Here is a 14,583-nt window from a genome sequence, read left to right as displayed (position 1 = left end):
TCAAATTAGCAGACCATTTTTCAGCCACTTTCAAGTTAAACGGCTTACAATGGGGTTAACTTTAGACGAAACTAGGTGAACCAATGACCACTCACGATCAATTTCAACTCCATTTGCAACAGTTACCACCCCAACCGGAGACGGCCATTGAAACGATATTTGCGTTAGGCAATGGTCACTTTGGCGTTCGTGCTTCTAATCCACTTCAAGGCACGCAGACTGCCTACCATGGCCAGCCAGGATTATTAGTAAACGGGTTCTACGATTTAACCCCGCTGTCTTACGGTGAAAACTACTTCGGCTACGCTCAAAATTCGCAAACGATTTGTCTCCTCCCCGACCCGCGGTTAATCATTTTCGAGATTGATGGCATTCGATCAGATGAACAACCCTTCGACGTCAAAATCGTGGATAAAAACCTTGATATGCAGACTGGTGTCTTGCTCGAACTGTTTGACGTGACCACCCCGACCAATAAGCAATTCCGATTGACTTTACAGTCCTTTGCTTCCCAAGATGACACCCATTTTTACGTCATCAATTACCGAATCTCGGCCCTTAACTTTACCGGACCGGTCACGATTATCAAACAACACGCCTACATTGATCAACAGATTGCCCGGGATGATAACGATGTGCGTGCTGCTCAACGTGACATGACGTTGGACCGGACCTTTACCTCGGGGCAACTCCCCACAATGATGATCAGTACCCGTAAAAGCCAGCTTGCCTTACTGGTTGCGATGACGCCGCTACCTGATACCAATATGCCACTGACCACGATCGATGACCTGCCGGCTTATAGTCGGACCCTTGACCTCACAAGCGGACTAACCGTTAGTTTTAGTTTTGCTTACGCCATTGGCAATCCGCATCCGCTACTGGACGCGACCCAACTGCTTCAGAACTTCACAGAAACTGCTGAAAGTCGGCTCGTGGGACAAACTTTCGACGCTTTATTAGCAAGTTCTCAACAACGTTTAGCGGACTTTTGGCGTGATAGTGACATTGCGTTGCACGGCGATGATACGTTAGCCAAAGCGATTCGGTTCAACCTCTTCCACCTCTTTCAGGCCGCTGGTCGTGATGGTCAGACCAGCATTGCGGCCAAGGGGCTTACGGGCACTGGGTATGAAGGTCACTACTTCTGGGACGCTGAAATGTTCATGTTCCCGTTTTTTCTTTACACCCAACCCAAGATTGCCAAATCACTACTGTTATACCGTTATAAAACCCTTCCCCAAGCCCAACAACGCGCCCGGGAACTGGCTATCAAGAACGGTGCGCTGTATCCTTGGCGGACCATTAACGGCGAAGAGGCTAGCAGCTACTACCCAGCCGGAACGGCACAGGTTCATATTGATGCCGATATCGCTTATGCGGTTGCGGCCTACGTTGCCGTTACCGATGACCAGACCTTTTTACTTCAAGCTGGGTATGAAATGATTATCCAAACCGCTCGTTTCTGGTTAGCGTACGGTCACTATACCGCAGATGGCATGGATTTTGTGATTGAAGACGTGACTGGACCAGATGAGTACACCGCAATGGTAAACAACTACCGTCAATTCAACAAAGCTAACTGTGATTTGACTGCGTAACTACTATATAATATGGAGGTGATCAGATGCCAGGAGTTCACTACGTCCCCTGTGGCGAATTTATCCTCGTCTACGTTTGCGATGAGCTGGTTGACCACTTTAGCTGTGGCGACCCGGCAACTGTGGACAAGCGAGCAAGCCTGCTCAACGCATGAAAAAAGCCGTCCATCTCGATTGAGGTGGGCGGTTTTAGTTTAATCCTTGGGTTTCAATACTTCATCTACTTCATAACGTACACGGTAGCCGATTTTTATATCTGTTTTCTCGGCATCCAATGCCTCACGATTTAATTCTTTGTTTTTATAAAATGCGTCTTTATAGTTGTCGAATGTCGCTACGGTTTCGATAATTATTCTTTAACAGTTTTAAACTAATTCAATTCGATTCCATCTGATTCCATCTTTTTAATTATTGGCTTGTATTTTCTGTTTTCCATTTCTTTTCGTTCCGCGATTGCATCTTGGATGTCATCGTACTCATGACCAATTTCGTGCTTTCCCCCAAAAGAAATGCTGGCACGATAGCGCTTGTCGCCAGAAGGCAAGTTTCTCACGGACACGCCACGTATTCCTGTGCTATTACGCTTGTTTGGCCCCATTGAAATTGTTCCCGGATTGATGCCGTATTCGTCAATAAATTTATGCGTTGGTGCAGATCTTGCTTCACGATGTGCCTTGTCATCTTTACCGCAAGTGATACGATTCCCGCTGAGTAACAATGGTGCCAGTATCGCTACTTGGTTGCCGTCTAAATCACACTCACACAGCCAGTACGTTCTTGCGTTTTTAGATGGCGCTTGCTTAATTACCGTTAAGTGACCAAACTTTTGGCCAGTAAGATCATTTAATTTTTCTGACCTTATTGTATGAGTATCAAGATATTTGTTAACTGCTTCAACAGCCTCATTAAAGGTGTTAAACATTTCATACAATTTGCTTCCGCCGGCTCGACTATATGCCAAAAACTTGATGTCGCCACTAGGCAATCGTTTTACATAAATTCCGTTGGTTAACCAGTGCGGTTTACCGTCACTTTTCACCTTTTTGATAAATGCAGATATTTTTTGCTTGCTCAACATCTCTGGGCGGGAGTTGGGTTTGCTAGAATAACTTTCCGTCATAGCGTATGCCTCTAATCGTTATTTATTTCGTGACCTTGATCGTCAAGATTTAGGATGTAGTTTCCGTCATCGTCAACCGACCATAATTTAAAATTGTTAAGCTTATCCCACATCTTATCGGATTTTTCCTGCTCAACTTTAAGCTGGTTAGTCAGTGACGAATTATTAAACGCCGCTACAATGTCACTAGCGATAAGCCTGTCCTCGTCACTATTGTCCTCGTTAAGGCTATCCAATTCGGCGTAACCATCGAAATTATCAAAGTTGATTGAAATTAGTTTGGCATCATCAAGTGACCGGGTATAGCTGTTCTTATATAGATTAAATTGCATAGGCGAAAACCATTCGTGGTCAGCAGAATTAAGTAGTGCATCGTTTCTGTCAAGTGTCGCCTTCCAGTTTTTCACGTCACCTTCGCCGTCTGCGGTAGCTTCTCCGCCACCGTTATGCATGACCTGTTTAAGTAAATCAATAGTAACAAGTCGGTAGGATTTAATTCGCTGTTCTTTTTCCTCTTGCATCACCCGATTACTCAATGCTCGGTGCTCGTCATGAGCATGTTCTTGCTCAGCTTTGGTCATTTCGAGTTTACCAGTATAGTAGATACTAAGATCGATACCATCAGCGTAAGCACCAAACATTGTCTGCTTACTGATTTTCTCCGCTATGCCTTCCCAAAATGGGTCGTCATCTTCATCTTGGATAAATATGGAAGTTCCTAGTCGCAATTCCAATTCGCGTTGATCCACGGGCATTTTGCTGGCACGTTCAAACAAGCGTTCAACTTGAAATTGGAGAATGTTGTCTTCTTGCATCACGCTAAGCAACTTTGCTTGTTCTTCTGGGTTCATTTTCTTACTCCTTTTCGCTTACTATCTGATCGTAGTATTTTCCAAGCTTTTCAGCGGTGGCTAGTTCCATCTTGCCAATTTTGCTCTTGCCGGCACGTAAGTCACTAATTTTTTGCTGTGATACGCCAGAATCCTTTTTGATTCTGTACCCGCTAATGTCGCTATCTAACAACTTTTGAATCTTTTCCGTTAATTGTAATGTGATAATTACGCCTCCTAAAATTATGCGACCATAACTGACTTAGGGCACCACATTTCGTATTGGCCTTGTGTAGTCATAAAATTGATTAATCGAGCTTTTTCGGTTTCATGAACTACTTCGATTTCGTAAGTTCCGTTAAAAATACTAACGGCTGCATACGCATCGTCAATACCGTTGAAGTGCTTTGAAATAATCCAATTTGGAATGCCGAATGTGAAATGCTTCGTAGATTGCCCTTCATGGATTTGCATGGCCCGTAGTCCCCGTTCAAGCTGAGCTTCGATTTCTCGGTTGTTCAATTTTTGTTCATGGCCGTGTGCGATAATCTTCCAAACTTTTTTAAGACAAATGCTAAACGCAATCTGGTAATCACCAACCTCAGCAACGATTGAACGAGCCGCGATATGTGCCATTTTAAACATTACTGATTTTTTCATGATGATTACCTCTTTCTGTTTTTGTCTTACTTAACTTACAAATATAGTATACATCAGTCTATGAATATACACAATACTATGAGCAATATTTTTTAATTTATTTAAGCACACAAAAAAGCCACCCAACCCGACTAGGGGCTGAGTGGCTTTTGTAGAGTTATGTGCAGTTTTGTAGAGCTTTTGATAGCTTTGTAGAGCTACGATACATAGGCGTTAATCAGTTTGTTGCCACTGATGTAGGTGCCGTCAGCCAACTGTAACCGGCTGACCTCACCCACCATGACGACCTTGGCAACATCGAACTTGGTGCCGGCACTATAACCGGCCTTGCGGTATTTGGGGTCAAACTTTTTGCGGGTGTACTTATACGTGCCTGCAACTGACTTGACCACCTCAACGTGCTTTTTGGCGTTAGTGTAGTAAAGATTATTGATGTAGTCCTTAGATGCCGTGATGTACAACCCATTGGTCAGCTCAAAGCGAGTGACCTTAGACGATCCCGATTTGACCAGTCGCTTGACGTGTAGCTGGGTCTTAGGCTTATAGGTCTTAACGACCCCTTTGCCACTACCGACTGCACCGGCCGTTTTGTAGGCGGCCACTTGATACTTGGGGTAAATCCACTTGGGCGTCCAGTCAAAGTAGGTGCCAGTATTTTTAGGTTTAAGCGCCGTAGCGCCACCCAAGAAGTAGAAGTCTGACCAGTTGACCGACACATCAAACCGGCTCCCACTACCTAAAAAGGTAGCACTAGAAGTCCACTGCCAGCTATTGTAGTCGGAGTAGTAACGCTTGCCGGTGGCGTCATAAGGATAGTTGGCAATCCAACCGGCACGACCAGAATTGTTGATGGCCACCGAGTTGACCCATGACCCCATTGTGTAGAGGTCATAGCGATAACCCGCAGCCTTGACGATTTTGGCAAACGCCTTGGTGGTAGCATTATTCTGCGCCCAACCCTTGTTGTAGCTCTCAAAGTCGCACACAAGGACGTGACCGATCGGCAAGCCCGCCGCCTTAGCACAGTTGACCGCAAACCGAGCTTCCGCCTGCGCACCGGCTACCGTGGTGAAGCGAGCGAAGTGGTAGGCGTGGATAACTAAACCGACTGATTTAGCACGGGCAAGGTTCGCCTTAGCTAAGCCGTCTTGGAAGTAGGTGCCCTCACTGACCTTAGCGATGACCGCCTTAACCCCTTTAGCTTTCATAGCCTTAAAGGTGGTGGTTGAAATTGCTCCATTGTTGTTGGAAATATCGACCATGTCATACCGTGGCATCGTCATCACTCCCTTTGATTTTGGCGATAGCGGCTTCGATTTTGCCTTGTGCCACGTACAGTTCCGTTAATTTATCCGATGGCTCTTCGGCCTCATCAGCAGGAGTTTGCACATCGTCAGTGCTTGGCTCAGGCGTCACAGCGACTTGCTCAGCACTCACCTTTTCAGCCTCAGCCAAACCGGCGTTAAACTCCGCTTGCTTCGCTTGTGACTTGGTATCAGTAGTCGTAAAGTACTGATACGCCTTCTCGATCGTGAGGTCAATATCCTTGGCATCAATACCCTTGACGCCCTTTTTAGCGAGTTGTGACTCAATGGTCGCCACGGCTTGGTCATGCTTGGCCTGACTCGTTTTTTCGTATTCGGTTGACATCAGTGCAACCGCACCCTCTGTCACCTTGTCCAGCACATCGTAAGCACTAGCGATTTTAGAGTTCTTGGCGTTAGCATGCGCCTGCTTGAGCCACGGTAAAACTACTGCCGTCAGAAAAACGCCCAGAACTTCGAAAATACCGGAGTCATTGAGCGTTTGAAAAAATTTATCCATTATGGATCACTCCTTACTTGGTAGCGTCGTCCACGGCTTTGTTGGCGTCATCGATTGCTTGGTCGGCGTCCGATTGGCCGGCGGTGGCCACCGTAGTAGCCGTGCTAGCTGACGTAGTAGGCGCTGGCTCTGTGGCGGGCTGAGATTCGGCTGATTGAGCCGTTTTGGTAAAGTAGGCGACCACCTCACTGACGCCGTCTCGTAGTTGGGCTGGCACGTCCTCAATTGTGGCCTGATTGTCTAAAATCAATTGTGCCCAGAAAATATTAGTTTTATTGTTCATTGTGATTATCCTCCCGATTAAGTTGATTAAATACAGTCTTAAATTCCTCGTCGTGTCGTGCGAGGTGTACGTCTTGCTCATCAAGTCGCCGGTCGTGTTCGGCATGCACCCGGTCAGCGTTACCGCCGATTCCATCGACTTTAGACGACAGGTTATTGATGGCAGTCGTGAGTGGTGCGACAATGGCCGCCCTGACGACCCACGCCACAATGCCAGCAATGAAGCCGACAATGGCGATGAGTTGCACCCACTCGCTTAGCTCAAAACCCATAAAAACATGGGGTGGTACGTGACTGACAACGGTTGTTAAAACTTCCAACGCTCCCTCATCTCCAATTTTTGGCAAAATAAAAGCACTGACTAACTGGATGAGTAGAAGCTAGTTAGTGGTGCTTGTGGTCGTTGCTTGAGTTGTTGGTGCTTGAGTTGTTGGTGCTACATAATCATCTCCGGTGATAGCCTGGTACTCCTCTGCGGTGATAACCTTCAAACTCACATAAGGCTTAATGTCCATGCCCCACGAAAATAGCATTTTAACTGTGTCGATTGTTGGAAAAATCATACTATTCAGCCTCCTTTTCTGTGTCAGTTGTGCCTGCCGTATCAGCCTTGCTGGTGTCAGTGCCGGTAGCTGGCGCAACAGTGGTTTGGTTAACCTGCATCTGCGTAACCGTTAGGGTCAGTTGACCCGCCAAAGTCTGTAATGACTTGATAGTTTCTTTGGATTCATTGACCGACTGGTTAAGCTGTGCTTGTTGCAACGTCAGGTCACTAGCAAGCTTTTTTAGGTCATTATTAGTCTTGATTGCACCTTCGAGTTGAGTCCCTTGCTGGTCAATCAATCCTTGCAAGTAGTCGATATCCAGATTGGGTAAGTTACCAGGAGGTGTGACTTCTTGCGAATCATCACGCTTGAATGCGTACATCCACCAGTAGCGAGTGAAGTATTGAATCGAGGTGGTTGGGATATTGACTGCCCGTAGTCCGTCCGCTGGATCGAGCGCGGGTGTCGTATCTTTGTCTGGAAACTTGTTGTCTGAATCTGGTTTTACGTAATAAATTGGCATTTCTTTTCCTCCTTCACGTATTAATTGAAATAATTAGTCAAAAGTAACCCTTAAAAATGGGGTGTCATCAGAAGAATTTGTACTTTCTATTCTTGAACCTACTGATAGCACGGTGCTATACCAAGCGAATGTTAACTTTGTGCCCGATATTTCTACAAAGCCACTGCCGTTGACGTTAGACAGACATACTATCTTTCCGCTAACCTCTTTTGGGGCGCTAACAATATCTTTTAAATCTAATAACTCTGTTTGTGTGTCAGGAGTATTTAAAATAGCATTTTTTCCAGTTCCCATTATTCCATGTAATATTAAATCTACATATTTTTCCTCATTATTCTTTTTGTACAGGCAAATATATGAAGATAGAGATTCGTTCTTACCAGTTATTGTATGCCAAGACGCATCTTCAATGCTTTTCAAATCGTCGCTAGTAGCGACTGATTTACCTCCGTTCACAGTGAGATTAGTGAAGTCAGTAGGTGTAGAAACAACCCCAGTGTTAGGGTTGCGGGCAATTGTATTATTGGCAAGCGCAACATCTTGCCCGTTACTCTGTAATCCCGCAGTAAAGTTTGTGGCTTTAGTAGAGTCAACCATGTTAGCCGTAGCGGTGCTGATAGCGGTTGTAACATCTGATTGTGTAGCTACTTGCATCCAAGAACGCCAGCCATTCCCCTTATAGAACTGTCTCATGGCTATTATATTATTTCCAGTAGCTATTTGATATACTGAATTTCCATCACCAAATACTATCAATTGCCAATAATGGGGAGAAGTAGACATAGACGGATAATTAATTGTAGCTACAGTATCAAATCTGTAGTTACCACTATTTATATAATTATTGAAATCTAGGCCATAAGGTTGATAGTCCTTCTGAACAGTATCAAATGGATTAATATTATGACCATTTATTTGTACTGTACCATCATGGTTATCATGAACTACCTTGCTATCGTCAGCAGGTGTGATAGTTAGCTTATCTTGTTTGGCGTTAACTTCTTCAATTCCGGCTACATCACTGGCTGGTTTACGCATATCCGCCGTGTGTACTACCTTGCTATCATCTGCTTTGCCACTAATCTTCGTGTCCGCATATTCCTTGGCCGATGTGAGTGTTTCCACGTCGCCATCGGCTAAATTCTTGGTGGTCGCGATTGCATTGCCCTTCCCGTCTACCGCACCGCCCGCTAGCGTCTGCTGCTCGGTGAATGTGTTGGCCTTGTCAATGAACGCAACTCGTTTCATCATTGCGTCAAAGTCAGCATGGGTAACCATACCAGCGGGGTCAACCTTGATAACGACATTACTTGATGAACCAACTAAGGTGTTCAAATTCAAATTAAACGTCGAGTTATTGCTAGATTTATGGATATAGATAGGGTCTTTTAAGGAACAAATCGAATAAAGCACTTCATCGCCATCATTAGGTTTGCAATACAATCCAATCGTTAGCAATGCGTAGTCTTCGGGGGCTGCCGTTTCGTCAATTTTCACTGGAATTTTTACAAAAGAGGGATCGTTATCAACGACGTCCACCTCTTTTAAATCAACTGTTTGAGTAACGCCATCTAACTCTGTTAATCCCGCAATATCAGCTTCGGATTCACCAAAATGGTTAGTCGTGCTCAGTTCAGCGCGCGTAAAGTCAATTTTGATCGTTCCAGCTAGTGCTTTCGCTGATAAGTTATTGCCCGCTTTAGTAAATTGGTAGCTTACGGACGTGTCTTGTTCCGCCATTAACTAACTCCTCCCTTCATGGTTATGTCTCGTTTATATTCCGTTAGAATACCTGTGTTTAAGGAAACTGATTGATTCACGTCTTACGTTTGGTCATAGAACTGGTTCATGTAAATGTCGAGCTGACCGTATAGCTGCGCGTACCCGGTCACGTAAATATGACCATACAAAAACTTAACGAATTCAACATTGGATAAGGTGATACCTAACGCCAATGCGTTCGCTAACTCTTCAATAAAGGTATTAATAATTTCAGGGTGCGCAATTTCATCAATAGGGATATTGTTCACTGACACACTGAACGGTATTCCGCTGGTGGTTCCGTCTTCATTAAGCACATAATCATTTTTGACTTGAAAATCATGTGGATCAATGTCGAAGGTTTCCGCAATGATGCGAATCAGTTCGTTAAACGTCCCCTGTGAGGTTCGATTGATCGATCGTAGTTTGAGTAAGAAACGGTAAATATCATCTGACTTACCTAACCGTGGCATGTCGTAATCATCGCCATAATCGTCGAGCTGACAACCAACCATATTATCCAGTGCGATTGCTTTTTTCATCACTTCAATGTCCTGCAGGTCATCATACATAAATCGATCAAACACCCGCATCAATCGTTCAGTTTGACTATTGGGCGCCGTATTAATTCGGTTGGTTGGAACTGATAACACTTCATCTTCGTGGTAAAGCTCAAAATCACTCTTTGCCATTAATTACCACCCCAATTGCATCATCGTTCGAGATCCCAACGGCAAAATTATCGAGTTTAATATCTGCCCGCTTTAGGTCGTCTGCACTAGTTCCCCACGTTAAATCAGTTACGTTACTAATACTGGTAACGTCATAGACTACCCCAAAGAGCTGCGTATATTTCAGCTTGTCGCCCATGCTAAATTCATCTAACCACGCCAGAATATTATCACGCACATCCTGGATAACCTCATCATCGCTCATTTCACCAGTATTACCTAAATCCACCTTGATGTTCATATAGATGGTTTGTGTTGACCCAACCGAAAAAGCGACGTGATTAACGTCACCATTATTTAATGGGATATCATATTTTTGCGGGCCGGTTAGCAAAATTCCCGCTGCTACATTATCAGAGATGGTTTGCGCTACATCCTGCATGTTCCCACCTAGCACATAAATGTGGGTCGTATAAGGCGGGTCTCCCTCGACTTCTGGCGCGTCTCGATTAATAACGTAACGCACACTTTTAACGCCTGGTAAATCAAAGAGTGCAGTAGCCACGCCATTGGATGTCGGTGACGCAGCGGCACTCATTGCATGTTTGATACGCTGACGAAAATCATAGTCAAATTCCATATCCGCTCCGCCAGAAGCCGGTTCTGGGTTGGTGACTGAATCAATTTCTTCAACGTACATTACTTGGTCAGTGATTGTGTTGGCGTCGCAGTTGTATTCTTCACCAGTCTCTTCTGCGTAAACTCGGACTTGAACGGTGCCATCTTGGCCAATAGTCACTTCTTCAGCCGTGACATAATAGCGGTTCTGGCTGTTGCTAAATAACGTTTCAGCTTCAATTACATAGCCAGGAGTTCCTTTAATCGTCAAAATAGTTGTGGCATATGCCGCTGTATTGCGCTTCATACCAACATTAGCACCTAATCGGTCAAGTGCCGTATTCTCCGCCAACGAAATAAATCGTGCGTCATATAGATCTGCCTTAGTTAAATCCGATTCTTCTAACTGTCGTGCAAAAGATTCAGCAAAGGTCTCGACATAAGAACCAGTTGACAAATCCACATCTGGTCCTAAGTTCTTATCCTTACGTAGCTCAGTTTGAATCGCTACCAGCCATTCGTCATATAGCTTTGGCTCAAATCCTGTTGATGTTAGTGGCATTTAATCGCCTCCTTAAATGTCAATATCGGTATCAAAATCTAAATTAGGATTGCCATTATCAGCAATCAAATCCGCATCCGCTAGTTGCAGTACTGTCTGGATATTAGCTCGCCGCTTTTCATAATCTGGCGTTACCGTCACACTGAGAACTGCAGCAATCCGATCATCTTGTTCCAACGACTCAGCAATCTTTTCTGCTGCTAAGTCTGAATTATTGTAATCACCAAAGAAGTCCAACCATTCAACGCCGAATTCAACATCATTGACGGCCCATCCAACTTGCGATAATAATCGCATTTCAAGTGATTGTCGTAACTCATCAACGCCCGTTATTAATGTGCGTCCATTGGTTAAATCCGGGTCACCATTTGCGTCTAAACGAACATCGGTACTCATTTAAGGACCCCCATTATGACGCTGGAATCGACACTATTTCGCCGATACGGATCTACCGTAAAGTTCTTACCCTTTTCGTAGTTGGCGATACTATCTGCGAAAACTGCAACCACGACCTCATCACCAACTTTGAGTTCACGAGTGTGACCATCATCTTCTGATCCTTTGATGTAATACTCAAAGTCGAGTTGCCGAACGTCTTGAATTGGCGCTTGCTTCTTTCCATCAGGGTTCAGAGCACGAGACTGAACGGTTAATGGTGACAATCCTGTAACGGTCGCTAAATAAATCGTCTTCAGTCCCGTAATATACGTCTCTACCTCATAATCAATTAACTCTAATAACTTGTTAGCCCCGGTTTTCATTGATCGTCACCTCACTTCTTTTTAGCTGCAGTCGTTCGCTTCTTACGGGTTGACTTGGTTTTGTCCTTTTGCTTACCGTCCTTAGCCTTCGCATTCTTGGCTTTCAAATCAGCCGCGGCCTTATCCTTAGCAGCGGACGCTTTAGCCTTTTTTAGACTTTCAGCATTGGTAATCTGGTACTGGCTGTAAGGAACAAACTGAAACGTAACCGTGCTTGAAGAAGTCGTATACTCACGTTGGCCACCCAATACCACGCACTTACCATAATTCTTTACGCCATCATCAACGTAGACTAGCGCACCAATATAAATTTCTTGCCGCATTAGCGACTGTGCTTCGTACTTCTTACCGTCGTACTCGCCGTCATCAGTTGGCGTAGGGTGTGTGAGCAATCCTGTTTCTGGCGTAAGGTGTAATTTTACCTTCTGACCGGCTGTAATTTCCCGAATGTAAAGCTTGCCATCCTGAATGTAGGTCTTCGTACTAGCCCCATCTGCTAATTTTTTTATTGCATTAATTGGTTTACCAGAAACCGTGTAACTGTCTGGGTATTTACGATTAAACGTCAACTTGACTGCACCAAGTGGAACTTTGGCTTTCTTCGCAATAGCGCTGATCATGGTCGATGTTGTCGTGTTCTTCTTAAACGACATATTCTCGTACTTAACCTGTTTGGCATACTTAGCCTTGCTGGTTTTGGTCTTACTAGTTTGTGTTGCCTTTTTCCGAATCGATGCGGCATACTTCTGTCGTTCATTAGTTAACTCTTTACGCTTCAGTCCACGTTCGTGCGAAGTTGCGTTAGGATTGTTCTTCAACCAAGTATTCAGCTCAGTCGTTTTCTTTTTACTGTACACAGTGATGAGTTAAGTTGCACTTTTACTGCCCGCTTTCTTACGGGTATTTTTAACCTTCGCCTTAACCTTGACCTTGGTTACTTTTTTGACCTTGATTGTGTCTTCGCTGATGTCAGGAAAGTGATTAAAGTTAACTTGAATAGAGCGGTCAACGCCATCTAACGACATCGGTGTTGATGATTTAATGGTCCCTTTTGTAATCAGTCCACCATTCTTGGCCGTAGCATCCGCATTATAAAATCCAGCTGTTACCGCAATCGAACGATCCTGTAGAAAATAACCAAACTCATCATCCGTTAAGTTGTACAGTGTCAATTGATTCATGTCCGGATTAACGCCAGTCGTAAACGGCGATGTCCATTCAAATGCACCATTATGAGGCGCTTTATCCCATGATAGAAACTCTTTTTGATGACCTTTCCAAGTGATATAAACCCGACTGTAACGATGAACCAGCAGCATTAACCATCACCTCGAATCAGGTCTAAATCATCCAACCCATCAAAGTCATCATCCGGTTCAGGTTCATCACTTTCATCGGCTTCAAATCCCATATTGGCGATATCACCGTCAGGATTGAAGATACCATCGTCGTTGTTACCCGGATCCATTTCACCAGTGAACGTCTCGTCAATGGTGATAAAAATATCCTTATTAACGTTGGCAAAGTTCACGCACGTTGACCGGCCCGTTTCATCAATTAAAACTAGATCCTCACTGGGCAAATTAACGTCCACGATATCCCTAAACAACGGCTCACCCGCAACAAGTTTCTCGTTCGTTACCAATGGGACATCATTCTCATCAGCAATCGTCAAGTAGAGCCGATCATTAACGTAGTTGTAAATGACCGTGATGTGGTAAACAATCCCACTAAGTGTTTTGGTGAATGTCTCAGGCAACTGAAACTTATTAAATTGAATCGTGCTCCGGTACATAAACTCACCACCTACTTAACTCTGATTTTTTTACCAACCGGTAACTTCGTATCAGGGAATCCGTTCCAACTCCGTAATTTAGCAATCGACGTACCAAACTTAAGGTGATAGCCCCAATAGGTGTCACCTTTTTTGATTGTAAGATATGATCCTGCTTTAGGTTTCGTAGTCTTACGATCACCCTTAGTAGTCGACTTCTCACCAGTATCATTCGGCTTCTTTTTAGTTGTCGTGGAGCCAGAACTTTTCTTAACATCGCTAGACGCCCACTTCACGTCCTGCAATGCAAGCGATATTGGCACCGCGTTATCCCGAGGTGCATCGAAGTTAGCTGCTACTGACGTAATCGTTGCACTATTAGTGCTCCGCTGACCATGATGTTGTTCAACCTCGGTCCCATTGGCCGCCCATCGTTTAAGCATGTCCAACTGCTTCTTCAGTCCAGCAACCTCCGAGATAGAAGAGCCACCTAACTTACCATCAAACTGGCGTTGCGGTGGCGTGGTCTGCGTATAGTGGTTGACATATTGACCAGGCGATAATGCGTTCGTTGTGATATCCGTTGTCGTTGTTTCACTCTCACTCGTATTATCGATAAAAACATAGCTGTGCATCGTCCCCGGATACTTTGGAATGATGTACGGCCGCTTGGCTTTCCAGTAGCCCGGCTTGTTCTTTTGCATCTGCGTGATCATTTTCTTCTTCAGTGCCAACGTTGCTTTACGTTTTTCAGCAGACTGATTACTCTTAAAAGTCGCTAAATTCTTTTTAGCTTTGGTGTACTTAGTCTTATCTGAATCCATTCGCGTTTTAGCTTTTGAAGTAGCGCGCTGTGCAGCCGTCACTTTAGATTTCAACTTAGTTTTAGCTGTACCAGTTGCCTTCTTGTACTTAGCAACAAGCCCATCAGAGGTCTTTTTATCTTTGGTATATGTTGTATGGGACTTATTCCACTTTGACTTTGCGGTACTAACTGCTTTCTCGTATGTTTTTAACGTCTTCTTAGTTGCCAAATACTCACCTCCTTAAT

General features: G+C 44.4%; 20 protein-coding genes. 2 read left to right on the top strand and 18 right to left on the bottom strand.

What is annotated here, in order from left to right; all coding sequences use genetic code 11:
- Positions 1-83: 83 nt before the first annotated feature.
- Together ACYVR3_RS07275 and ACYVR3_RS07270 are read left to right on the top strand one after the other, a co-directional pair.
- Entirely contained in the window at positions 84-1,601 is a 1,518-nt protein-coding gene (locus tag ACYVR3_RS07275) for a glycoside hydrolase family 65 protein (protein WP_461243698.1), read from the top strand.
- Positions 1,602-1,627: 26 nt separating this feature from the next.
- Entirely contained in the window at positions 1,628-1,756 is a 129-nt protein-coding gene (locus tag ACYVR3_RS07270; RefSeq protein ID WP_461243697.1) for a hypothetical protein, read from the top strand.
- A 215-nt stretch (positions 1,757-1,971) separates the two neighbouring features.
- Here the strand turns inward: ACYVR3_RS07270 and ACYVR3_RS07265 are convergent, their stop codons facing one another.
- The 18 genes from ACYVR3_RS07265 to ACYVR3_RS07180 all read right to left on the bottom strand — a co-directional run bounded on the left by ACYVR3_RS07265 (position 1,972) and on the right by ACYVR3_RS07180 (position 14,566).
- A complete protein-coding gene (locus ACYVR3_RS07265) occupies positions 1,972-2,721 on the bottom strand; it encodes a hypothetical protein (protein WP_461243696.1) in 750 nt (249 codons plus the stop codon).
- A gap of 11 nt (positions 2,722-2,732) precedes the next feature.
- Complete coding sequence (locus ACYVR3_RS07260; RefSeq protein WP_461243695.1) at positions 2,733-3,572, bottom strand: hypothetical protein; 840 nt, start codon at positions 3,570-3,572, stop codon at positions 2,733-2,735.
- A 222-nt stretch (positions 3,573-3,794) separates the two neighbouring features.
- Positions 3,795-4,211 carry a hypothetical protein gene (locus tag ACYVR3_RS07255; RefSeq protein WP_461243694.1) on the bottom strand — a complete coding sequence of 139 codons (417 nt, stop codon included), beginning with the start codon at positions 4,209-4,211 and terminating at the stop codon, positions 3,795-3,797.
- A gap of 197 nt (positions 4,212-4,408) precedes the next feature.
- Positions 4,409-5,488, bottom strand: a complete 1,080-nt coding sequence (locus ACYVR3_RS07250) for a GH25 family lysozyme (RefSeq protein ID WP_461243693.1) — start codon at positions 5,486-5,488, stop codon at positions 4,409-4,411.
- The gene (locus tag ACYVR3_RS07245; RefSeq protein ID WP_461243692.1) at positions 5,475-6,035 is read right to left on the bottom strand and encodes a phage holin, LLH family; all 561 of its coding nucleotides are present in this window, start codon (positions 6,033-6,035) and stop codon (positions 5,475-5,477) included. Before ACYVR3_RS07245 ends, ACYVR3_RS07250 begins: the two co-directional genes overlap by 14 nt.
- 13 nt (positions 6,036-6,048) lie before the next feature.
- On the bottom strand, positions 6,049-6,318 hold the full coding sequence (locus ACYVR3_RS07240; protein ID WP_461243691.1) for a hypothetical protein: 270 nt from the start codon (positions 6,316-6,318) through the stop codon (positions 6,049-6,051).
- Positions 6,308-6,637 carry a hypothetical protein gene (locus ACYVR3_RS07235; protein WP_461243690.1) on the bottom strand — a complete coding sequence of 110 codons (330 nt, stop codon included), beginning with the start codon at positions 6,635-6,637 and terminating at the stop codon, positions 6,308-6,310. Before ACYVR3_RS07235 ends, ACYVR3_RS07240 begins: the two co-directional genes overlap by 11 nt.
- A 60-nt stretch (positions 6,638-6,697) precedes the next feature.
- The gene (locus ACYVR3_RS07230) at positions 6,698-6,880 is read right to left on the bottom strand and encodes an XkdX family protein (RefSeq protein WP_461243689.1); all 183 of its coding nucleotides are present in this window, start codon (positions 6,878-6,880) and stop codon (positions 6,698-6,700) included.
- A 1-nt stretch (position 6,881) separates the two neighbouring features.
- A complete protein-coding gene (locus ACYVR3_RS07225; RefSeq protein WP_461243688.1) occupies positions 6,882-7,385 on the bottom strand; it encodes a hypothetical protein in 504 nt (167 codons plus the stop codon).
- A gap of 33 nt (positions 7,386-7,418) precedes the next feature.
- Entirely contained in the window at positions 7,419-9,125 is a 1,707-nt protein-coding gene (locus tag ACYVR3_RS07220; protein ID WP_461243687.1) for a pyocin knob domain-containing protein, read from the bottom strand.
- 83 nt (positions 9,126-9,208) lie between these two features.
- Positions 9,209-9,838 carry a hypothetical protein gene (locus ACYVR3_RS07215; RefSeq protein WP_461243686.1) on the bottom strand — a complete coding sequence of 210 codons (630 nt, stop codon included), beginning with the start codon at positions 9,836-9,838 and terminating at the stop codon, positions 9,209-9,211.
- Positions 9,825-10,997 (bottom strand): baseplate J/gp47 family protein, encoded by a 1,173-nt coding sequence (locus ACYVR3_RS07210; protein WP_461243685.1) that lies wholly within the window; start codon positions 10,995-10,997, stop codon positions 9,825-9,827. Before ACYVR3_RS07210 ends, ACYVR3_RS07215 begins: the two co-directional genes overlap by 14 nt.
- A 12-nt stretch (positions 10,998-11,009) precedes the next feature.
- The gene (locus ACYVR3_RS07205) at positions 11,010-11,393 is read right to left on the bottom strand and encodes a hypothetical protein (RefSeq protein ID WP_461243684.1); all 384 of its coding nucleotides are present in this window, start codon (positions 11,391-11,393) and stop codon (positions 11,010-11,012) included.
- The gene (locus tag ACYVR3_RS07200; RefSeq protein ID WP_461243683.1) at positions 11,390-11,758 is read right to left on the bottom strand and encodes a hypothetical protein; all 369 of its coding nucleotides are present in this window, start codon (positions 11,756-11,758) and stop codon (positions 11,390-11,392) included. Before ACYVR3_RS07200 ends, ACYVR3_RS07205 begins: the two co-directional genes overlap by 4 nt.
- An 11-nt stretch (positions 11,759-11,769) precedes the next feature.
- Positions 11,770-12,576, bottom strand: coding sequence for a hypothetical protein (locus ACYVR3_RS07195; RefSeq protein ID WP_461243682.1), 807 nt, complete (start codon positions 12,574-12,576; stop codon positions 11,770-11,772).
- A 48-nt stretch (positions 12,577-12,624) separates the two neighbouring features.
- Positions 12,625-13,077, bottom strand: a complete 453-nt coding sequence (locus tag ACYVR3_RS07190; RefSeq protein WP_461243681.1) for a hypothetical protein — start codon at positions 13,075-13,077, stop codon at positions 12,625-12,627.
- Positions 13,077-13,553, bottom strand: a complete 477-nt coding sequence (locus ACYVR3_RS07185) for a phage baseplate plug family protein (RefSeq protein WP_461243680.1) — start codon at positions 13,551-13,553, stop codon at positions 13,077-13,079. The genes ACYVR3_RS07190 and ACYVR3_RS07185 overlap by 1 nt, the downstream gene beginning before the upstream one ends.
- A gap of 11 nt (positions 13,554-13,564) precedes the next feature.
- The gene (locus tag ACYVR3_RS07180) at positions 13,565-14,566 is read right to left on the bottom strand and encodes a LysM peptidoglycan-binding domain-containing protein (protein WP_461243679.1); all 1,002 of its coding nucleotides are present in this window, start codon (positions 14,564-14,566) and stop codon (positions 13,565-13,567) included.
- Between the last annotated feature and the right edge of the window lie 17 nt (positions 14,567-14,583).

This window comes from Secundilactobacillus muriivasis (assembly GCF_054785195.1).
This window is presented reverse-complemented; position numbering and strand designations above follow the sequence as displayed.

Coding starts and splice junctions, on each gene's coding strand:
- ACYVR3_RS07230 (WP_461243689.1), bottom strand. CDS start 6,880: ATGATTTTTCCAACAATCGACACAGTTAAAATGCTATTTTCGTGGGGC.
- ACYVR3_RS07205 (WP_461243684.1), bottom strand. CDS start 11,393: ATGAGTACCGATGTTCGTTTAGACGCAAATGGTGACCCGGATTTAACC.
- ACYVR3_RS07260 (WP_461243695.1), bottom strand. CDS start 3,572: ATGAACCCAGAAGAACAAGCAAAGTTGCTTAGCGTGATGCAAGAAGAC.
- ACYVR3_RS07185 (WP_461243680.1), bottom strand. CDS start 13,553: ATGTACCGGAGCACGATTCAATTTAATAAGTTTCAGTTGCCTGAGACA.
- ACYVR3_RS07270 (WP_461243697.1), top strand. CDS start 1,628: ATGCCAGGAGTTCACTACGTCCCCTGTGGCGAATTTATCCTCGTCTAC.
- ACYVR3_RS07210 (WP_461243685.1), bottom strand. CDS start 10,997: ATGCCACTAACATCAACAGGATTTGAGCCAAAGCTATATGACGAATGG.
- ACYVR3_RS07245 (WP_461243692.1), bottom strand. CDS start 6,035: ATGGATAAATTTTTTCAAACGCTCAATGACTCCGGTATTTTCGAAGTT.
- ACYVR3_RS07275 (WP_461243698.1), top strand. CDS start 84: ATGACCACTCACGATCAATTTCAACTCCATTTGCAACAGTTACCACCC.
- ACYVR3_RS07220 (WP_461243687.1), bottom strand. CDS start 9,125: ATGGCGGAACAAGACACGTCCGTAAGCTACCAATTTACTAAAGCGGGC.
- ACYVR3_RS07215 (WP_461243686.1), bottom strand. CDS start 9,838: ATGGCAAAGAGTGATTTTGAGCTTTACCACGAAGATGAAGTGTTATCA.
- ACYVR3_RS07250 (WP_461243693.1), bottom strand. CDS start 5,488: ATGCCACGGTATGACATGGTCGATATTTCCAACAACAATGGAGCAATT.
- ACYVR3_RS07190 (WP_461243681.1), bottom strand. CDS start 13,077: ATGCTGCTGGTTCATCGTTACAGTCGGGTTTATATCACTTGGAAAGGT.
- ACYVR3_RS07225 (WP_461243688.1), bottom strand. CDS start 7,385: ATGCCAATTTATTACGTAAAACCAGATTCAGACAACAAGTTTCCAGAC.
- ACYVR3_RS07240 (WP_461243691.1), bottom strand. CDS start 6,318: ATGAACAATAAAACTAATATTTTCTGGGCACAATTGATTTTAGACAAT.
- ACYVR3_RS07200 (WP_461243683.1), bottom strand. CDS start 11,758: ATGAAAACCGGGGCTAACAAGTTATTAGAGTTAATTGATTATGAGGTA.
- ACYVR3_RS07265 (WP_461243696.1), bottom strand. CDS start 2,721: ATGACGGAAAGTTATTCTAGCAAACCCAACTCCCGCCCAGAGATGTTG.
- ACYVR3_RS07255 (WP_461243694.1), bottom strand. CDS start 4,211: ATGAAAAAATCAGTAATGTTTAAAATGGCACATATCGCGGCTCGTTCA.